Annotated in this window: 8 protein-coding genes; all 8 read left to right on the forward strand. The window is 44.6% G+C overall.

Features of this window, described 5'->3' with window-relative positions:
- The first annotated feature begins 68 nt into the window (after positions 1–68).
- Positions 69–1,244, forward strand: coding sequence for an aspartate aminotransferase family protein (locus BMY60_RS11070; RefSeq protein ID WP_090333642.1), 1,176 nt, complete (start codon positions 69–71; stop codon positions 1,242–1,244).
- A 43-nt stretch (positions 1,245–1,287) separates the two neighbouring features.
- Entirely contained in the window at positions 1,288–2,211 is a 924-nt protein-coding gene (gene argF, locus BMY60_RS11075; protein ID WP_090333643.1) for an ornithine carbamoyltransferase, read from the forward strand.
- Between the two features lie 65 nt (positions 2,212–2,276).
- Entirely contained in the window at positions 2,277–3,491 is a 1,215-nt protein-coding gene (locus BMY60_RS11080) for an argininosuccinate synthase (RefSeq protein WP_090333645.1), read from the forward strand.
- Positions 3,492–3,698: 207 nt separating this feature from the next.
- The gene (locus BMY60_RS11085) at positions 3,699–4,184 is read left to right on the forward strand and encodes a YajQ family cyclic di-GMP-binding protein (protein WP_090333646.1); all 486 of its coding nucleotides are present in this window, start codon (positions 3,699–3,701) and stop codon (positions 4,182–4,184) included.
- Between the two features lie 310 nt (positions 4,185–4,494).
- Positions 4,495–4,872, forward strand: a complete 378-nt coding sequence (gene rpsL, locus BMY60_RS11090; RefSeq protein WP_090333649.1) for a 30S ribosomal protein S12 — start codon at positions 4,495–4,497, stop codon at positions 4,870–4,872.
- Positions 4,873–4,904: 32 nt separating this feature from the next.
- Positions 4,905–5,375, forward strand: a complete 471-nt coding sequence (gene rpsG / locus BMY60_RS11095) for a 30S ribosomal protein S7 (RefSeq protein ID WP_090333651.1) — start codon at positions 4,905–4,907, stop codon at positions 5,373–5,375.
- Positions 5,376–5,446: 71 nt separating this feature from the next.
- Positions 5,447–7,537, forward strand: a complete 2,091-nt coding sequence (fusA, locus tag BMY60_RS11100; RefSeq protein WP_090333654.1) for an elongation factor G — start codon at positions 5,447–5,449, stop codon at positions 7,535–7,537.
- Positions 7,538–7,563: 26 nt separating this feature from the next.
- Positions 7,564–7,651: GTP-binding protein (locus BMY60_RS11105; protein WP_090333656.1), on the forward strand; the 88-nt coding region annotated here is incomplete at its 3' end.

The following is a 7,651-nucleotide window of genomic DNA, read 5'->3' on the forward strand; positions in this document are numbered from 1 at the left end:
CTTAATGAATGTCTGAAATATCCCTGAATTATTTTCTAAAATTTGCATAAAGTGAGCAAAATAGAGACATGTCATACGTGATGAATACCTATGCACAGCTTCCTGTCACCTTTGTGAAAGGTGAAGGTGTCTGGTTATGGAGTGACAAAGGAGAGAAATATCTTGATGCGCTGTCCGGAGTGGCTGTATGCGGACTGGGCCATTGCCATCCACGTTTAGCTGAGGCATTGTGCAGGCAAGCGCGCACGCTGATACATACATCCAACATCTATTTTATTGAGAAGCAGGAGCAATTGGCTGCCAGGCTGACTGCTTTGTCAGGTATGGAGAAGGCTTTTTTTTGTAATTCCGGAGCGGAAGCGAATGAAGCTGCCATCAAACTTGCGCGTCTTTACGGACATAATAAGGGTGTGTCATTGCCTACTATTATTGTCATGGAGCATGCATTTCATGGTCGCACTATGGCAACGTTGACAGCAACCGGTAATCGGAAGGTGCAGGCCGGATTTGAGCCGTTATTATCAGGTTTTGTGCGCGTGCCTTACAATAATTTGGAAGCTGTCAGACAGGTTGCTGTCAACAATAAGAATGTGGTTGCCGTTTTGGTTGAGCCGTTTCAGGGTGAAGGGGGTGTCAATATACCGCAGGCGCGTTATTTGCATGAGCTGCGCTGCCTGTGTGATGAGTATGGCTGGCTGTTAATGCTGGATGAAGTTCAGTCAGGTATCGGACGCAGCGGGAAATGGTTTGCGTTTCAACATAGCGATATTCTGCCGGATGTGATGACGTTGGCCAAAGGTCTGGGATCTGGCGTTCCAATTGGTTCATGCCTGGCGCGTGGTGTGGCGGCAAATACATTTAAGCCGGGCAATCATGCGTCGACGTTTGGTGGTAATCCTTTGATGTGTACTGCCGCCATAGAAACGCTTGCGGTGCTTGAAGAGGATGGTCTCATCAATCATGCCAGTAAATTGGGAAAGTTTATCCATGATCGATTGGAGGCACAGCTAGCCGGACTGGATAAAATTGTTGAAATCAGAAGTCAGGGCCTGATGATCGGAATTGAGCTTGAAGTACCATGCGGTGAGCTGGTTAAACGGGCGTTGGAAAAGAAACTGCTGATCAATGTTACTTCTGAAAAAGTAATTCGCCTATTACCGGCACTCGTAATGCAAGAGGAAGAAGCCAAACTGGTCGTGAATACGGCCTGTCAATTAATCAAGGAGTTTGTCGTAGCGAGATAGGTTGAATTATTTCATAATCTGTCTGTTAGGACAGTTGTAATTTATGCAATTGAAGCATTATCTGCAGTTTACTGATTTAGGTCGGGAAGAATATGAATATGTGTTTGAACGTGCACGGTGGATGAAGCGGGCGTTTAAACAGTATCGCCAATATTGGCCGTTTGCTGATCGGACATTGGCAATGATTTTCGATAAAAACTCGACCAGAACGCGTTTATCATTCGAAGCGGGTATGAATCAACTGGGGGGTACGTCGATTTATCTTTCGACACGGGATATGCAGCTAGGGCGAGGTGAGCCGGTGGAAGACTCTGCGCGCGTGATATCGCGCATGGTTGATCTGATAATGATCAGAACGTACGAACATGACATTCTGCGGCGCTTTGCACAGCATTCCCGTGTGCCGGTTATCAATGGTCTGACCGATGAATATCATCCTTGTCAGATCATGGGTGATATTTTTACGTTCATAGAGCACCGTGAAAATATCGCCGGTAAAATAGTGGCCTGGATAGGCGATGTAAATAATATGTGTAATTCATGGCTCCAAGCTGCGGAGGTATTTGATTTTAAAGTGCATGTTTCGGCCCCGCCCGGCTATGAAGTAAATCCTGAACAGATCGGGTTAATCGGCACGAAAAATTTTGAAATGTTTTCCAGTCCGCATGAGGCAGTTAAAAATGTGGATTTGGTTACAACAGATGTCTGGACCAGCATGGGATTTGAAGCAGAGGCGGAGCAAAGAAAAGCGGATTTTGCTGATTTTTGCGTGGATGCGGAGATGATGACTTTGGCTGACGAAAATGCGGTGTTCATGCATTGCCTGCCGGCCCATCGAGGTGAGGAAGTGACGGCAGATGTTATTGACGGCCCCCAATCCGTTGTGTGGGAAGAGGCGGAAAACCGTTTGCATACACAAAAGGCGTTAATGGAATATTTGCTGCTAGGAAAAATACAGGATACATGATTCTCAATTTAATTTCTTAGCATTGAAGTGAGGTATGGCGTAGGTAGATTACAGACAGTGATAACATGAGTAAAGTAAATAAAGTAGTGCTCGCTTTTTCAGGTGGATTGGATACTTCGGTCATTCTCAAATGGTTGCAGGATGTCTATCGATGTGAGGTAGTGACTTTTACCGCTGATATAGGCCAAGGTGAAGAGGTTGAGCCGGCGCGTGCCAAGGCCCGGCAATTAGGGGTTAAAGAAATCTTCATCGATGATCTGCGGGAAGAATATGTGCGTGACTTTGTTTTTCCCATGTTCAGGGCCAACACCCTATATGAAGGTGAATATTTGCTGGGAACCAGCATTGCGCGCCCGCTCATTGCCAAAAGACAAATTGAAATAGCGCAAAAGACAGGAGCGGATGCAGTATCTCATGGTGCAACAGGAAAAGGAAATGATCAAGTGCGCTTTGAATTGGGTTATTACGCATTGCAACCGGATATTCAAGTCATTGCGCCTTGGCGTGAGTGGGATTTGACTTCTCGGGAAAAACTGCTGAGTTATGCCGAAATGCATGGTATTCCGGTTGAAATGAAGAAAAAACAAGGCTCACCCTATAGTATGGATGCCAATCTGTTGCATATTTCCTATGAAGGGCGCAGCCTGGAGAACCCGGCTGTAGAGCCGGAAGAGTCTATGTGGCGTTGGAGTGTTTCTCCGGAGAATGCGCCCGACGAAGCCGAATATCTCGATATAGAATTTGCGGGTGGAAATGCGGTGGCGCTAAATGGCAACACGATGACGCCGGCACAGGTTTTGACTGCTTTGAACCAGTTGGGTGGGAAACACGGTATAGGTCGGCTTGATCTGGTGGAGAATCGATATGTCGGAATGAAGTCGCGTGGTTGTTACGAAACGCCGGGCGGAACAATTTTGCTGCGTGCGCACAGAGCGATGGAGTCGATTACCTTGGACAGAGAAGTTGCTCATTTAAAGGATGAGTTGATGCCTCGTTACGCTGCTTTGATTTATAACGGATATTGGTGGAGTCCGGAGCGCAGAGCAATCCAAGCATTGATTGATAGTACCCAGGAAAATGTCAATGGCTGGGTGAGGTTGAAGCTGTATAAGGGTAATGTCATTATCGTCGGCAGAGACTCAAAAACACACTCACTATTTGACGAGACTGTGGCTACATTCGAAGAAGATGCGGGGGCATATAATCAAGCAGATGCTGCAGGATTTATTAAATTGAATGCGTTGCGCTTACGCATTGCGGCTAACAGAAAAAAGAATTAGGAGTCGTTCATAAATAACTGTAACACCTGGATCGCATCTGGCGGGCACACTGCGGCGTTGTTCGTCGTCGCCATAGCTTGGCTATGACTCATCCTCCCGCCTTGCATTGCATTCGCCAGACGCGCCCAATTGTCACACTTATTTATTCGCGGCTCCTTAAATCTTCATTTAAGTTTTGAGAACTTCATTGTCGAGAGGTTATATTAAATGCCGTCATTTGATATCGTATCGGAAGTTGATAGTCACGAAGTCAGAAATGCAGTTGATCAAACAAATAAGGAAGTCAGTTCGAGATTTGACTTTAAGGGATCGGATGCACGTGTTGAACAAACAGAACGCTTACTTACTATTTTTGCTGACGATGAGTTTAAGCTTGAGCAAGTGCTGGACATTTTGCGTTCAAAGTTGACAAAACGAAAAATTGACGTGCGCTGCTTGGAAAAGAGTCAGATAGACAAAATCAGTGGTAACAAAGTAAAGCAGGAAGTCAATGTGAAAACGGGGTTGAATTCAGAACTGGCAAAAAAGATTGTAAAAATTCTCAAAGAAAATAAATTAAAAGTGCAGGCAAGTATTCAAGGTGATAGCGTGCGTGTCTCGGGCGCTAAAAAAGATGTATTGCAGGAAGCTATTCAGATAGTTAAAAAGACAATAACGGACTTTCCGTTACAATATGAAAATTTTAGAGATTGATTGTAATCATATGAAATTTTTAGCAACATCCTTTCAGGGATAGAATGTTGCTAAAAATACAATCCTAAATGAAAGTTGTTTCAATGGTATATGTTCATTGGTATTCTAACTATGTCTTGACATAAGTTAGGAAACCCCATAGAATCCGCAGTCTTTTCTATTGCGCCGGTTTTTATCAGGGATAATGAATAATAAGCGCGGTGCGGTGATGCCTATTCACGGGTAATGGTGGCAATAAATCAATTCATCAGATAACAAATAAGGTAAGTCAGGACGGCTGCGCCCGTCCAGTTTTTTTAGGACATAGTATATGCCGACTATTAGTCAATTAGTACGCAAGCCACGCGAAGCAAAACGTGTTAAAAGCAACGTGCCTGCGCTTGAAAGTTGCCCGCAAAAAAGGGGTGTCTGCACCAGGGTTTACACTACAACACCAAAAAAACCAAACTCAGCACTGCGTAAAGTTGCCAGGGTCAGGTTGACAAATGGTTATGAAGTTTCGAGTTATATTGGTGGTGAAGGACATAATCTGCAGGAGCACTCGGTAGTGTTGATTCGTGGCGGTCGTGTTAAAGACCTTCCAGGTGTGCGCTATCACACAGTGCGCGGAAGTTTAGATACTGCGGGCGTGAAAGATCGCAAACAGGCGCGTTCAAAATATGGCTCAAAAAAACCAAAAACAGCTTGACGTTCAATTACGCTAGAGGATAAAAGGACATTATGCCAAGACGTAGAGAAGTACCCAAGCGCGAGATTCTGCCGGATCCAAAGTTTCATAATATTGAGCTTGCAAAGTTTGTCAATGTATTGATGACGCGTGGGAAAAAATCAGTTGCTGAAAGAATAATTTATGGTGCGCTTGAGCAAATCGAAAAGAAAACGGGAGGTGATCCCATGGAAATTTTTACTCAAGCGTTAACAAATGTGCGCCCATTAGTTGAAGTTAAAAGTCGCAGGGTCGGTGGTGCAAATTATCAGGTACCAGTTGAGGTGCGCTCGGTGCGCAGGAATGCATTGGCCATGCGTTGGTTGCGCGATGCTGCTAGAAAGAGAAATGAAAAATCAATGGATATGCGTTTGGCTGGTGAGTTGGCGGAAGCGGCTGAAGGAAGGGGTGGTGCAGTTAAGAAAAAGGAAGAAGTACACAGGATGGCGGAGTCAAATAAAGCATTTTCACATTTTAGATTTTAATGTTTGATTAAATTAATCCATTCAACTCGACACAAAGAAAATTATTAATATATTTAGTAGGGCATTTGATTGTGGCAAGAAAGACTCCCATAGAGCGTTATAGAAATATCGGTATTATGGCGCATATTGACGCTGGTAAAACGACAACAACAGAGCGCGTTCTTTTTTATACAGGCGTGTCGCATAAAATTGGCGAGGTGCATGATGGTGCTGCGACCATGGATTGGATGGAACAGGAACAAGAAAGAGGAATTACTATAACATCAGCAGCAACGACATGTTTCTGGAAAGGAATGGGCGGCAATTATCCTGAGCATCGGATCAATATTATTGATACGCCTGGTCACGTTGATTTTACAATTGAAGTGGAACGCTCGTTGCGTGTCTTGGATGGCGCATGTACAGTGTTTTGTGCTGTCGGCGGCGTTCAGCCGCAAACTGAAACTGTCTGGCGACAGGCCAATAAATATCAGGTGCCTCGTTTGGCATTTGTAAATAAAATGGATAGATCGGGTGCGGATTTTATGCGCGTTTATGAGCAAATACAAACGCGGTTAAAAGCGATGCCTGTGCCAATACAACTGCCAATTGGGGCGGAAGATAAGTTTGAAGGTGTCATCGATCTTGTCAGAATGAAAGCCATTTATTGGGATGACGAAACCCGCGGACTGAAATATGAAGAGCGCGAAATACCCGATAACTTGAAAAAAGACGCTTTGGAATGGCAGGAAAGAATGCTCGAAACTGCGGCAGAAGCTGACGAAGAATTGATGGATAAGTATCTGGAAAATGGGGAATTAGAGATTTCAGATATCAAAAAAGGTCTTCGATTAAGAACGATTAATAATGAAATAGTACCCATGTTGTGCGGAACGGCCTTTAAAAACAAGGGTGTTCAAGCAATGTTGGATGCCGTGCTTGATTATATGCCTTCGCCTGTTGATGTGTTGGCTATACAGGGAACTAAGGAAAATGGCGAATCGGAACAGAGAAAATCCGATGATAATGCGCCTTTTTCTGCTCTGGCATTTAAAGTTGCTACAGATCCGTACGTGGGGCAATTGATATTTTTCAGAGTCTACTCAGGCGTAGTTAACTCTGGAGACTCGGTATATAACCCGATCAAGGCGCGGAAAGAACGGATAGGCCGCATATTACAAATGCACGCTAATCAACGTGAAGAAATTAAAGAGGTGCGAGCAGGTGACATTGCCGCTGCTGTTGGCCTCAAAGATGTGACAACAGGCGATACATTATGTGCTCCAGACTCAATTATTACCTTGGAAAAAATGGATTTTCCGGACCCAGTTATACACGTTGCGGTCGAGCCAAAGACCAAATTGGACCAGGAGAAAATGGGTATTGCATTAAATCGTCTGGCTCAAGAAGATCCTTCATTTAGAGTCAGAACGGATGAAGAGTCTGGGCAAACTATTATTTCTGGTATGGGTGAATTGCATCTTGAAATTATTGTTGATCGGATGAAGCGTGAATTTGGAGTCGAAGCCAATGTTGGGGCACCTCAGGTAGCTTATAGGGAGGCAATTAAAAAACGCATAGAGGTAGAAGGGAAGTTTGTCAAACAGTCTGGGGGGCGTGGGCAATATGGTCATGTGTGGTTGAAAATGGAGCCTAACGAAGCTGGCAAAGGATTCGAGTTTATCGATGAAATCAAAGGCGGCGTGGTTCCGCGTGAGTACATTCCTGCGGTTGAAAAAGGTTTGCTTGATACGTTGCCAAATGGTATATTGGCAGGTTTTCCGGTGGTGGATGTAAAAGTTACGCTGTATGATGGCTCGTATCACGATGTCGATTCGAATGAGAACGCTTTTAAAATGGCGGCGTCAATAGCATTTAAAGACGGAATGAGAAAAGCGAATCCCGTGTTGCTTGAACCGATGATGGCGGTCGAAGTCGAGTCACCTGAAGAATTCATGGGTAATGTGGTTGGGGATCTGTCATCAAGACGAGGAATGATTCAGGGTATGGAAGATGTGCCGGGCATGAAGCTGATTCGGGCCGAGGTGCCGTTAGCTGAAATGTTTGGCTATTCAACAGCCTTGAGATCTGCTACCCAAGGTAGGGCAACCTACTCAATGGAATTTAAGCATTATGCGGAGGCTCCGAAAAACGTAGCTGAAGCAATCATTAACAAAAAATAGGGTTAAGAAAGTATAAAGGACAGGTCATGGCAAAGAGCAAGTTTGAACGTTCGAAACCGCATGTAAATGTTGGGACGATAGGGCATGTGGATCATGGTAAGACGACGCTGACGG

Source organism: Nitrosomonas sp. Nm51, assembly GCF_900111165.1.
In the GTDB taxonomy this organism is placed as follows: domain Bacteria; phylum Pseudomonadota; class Gammaproteobacteria; order Burkholderiales; family Nitrosomonadaceae; genus Nitrosomonas.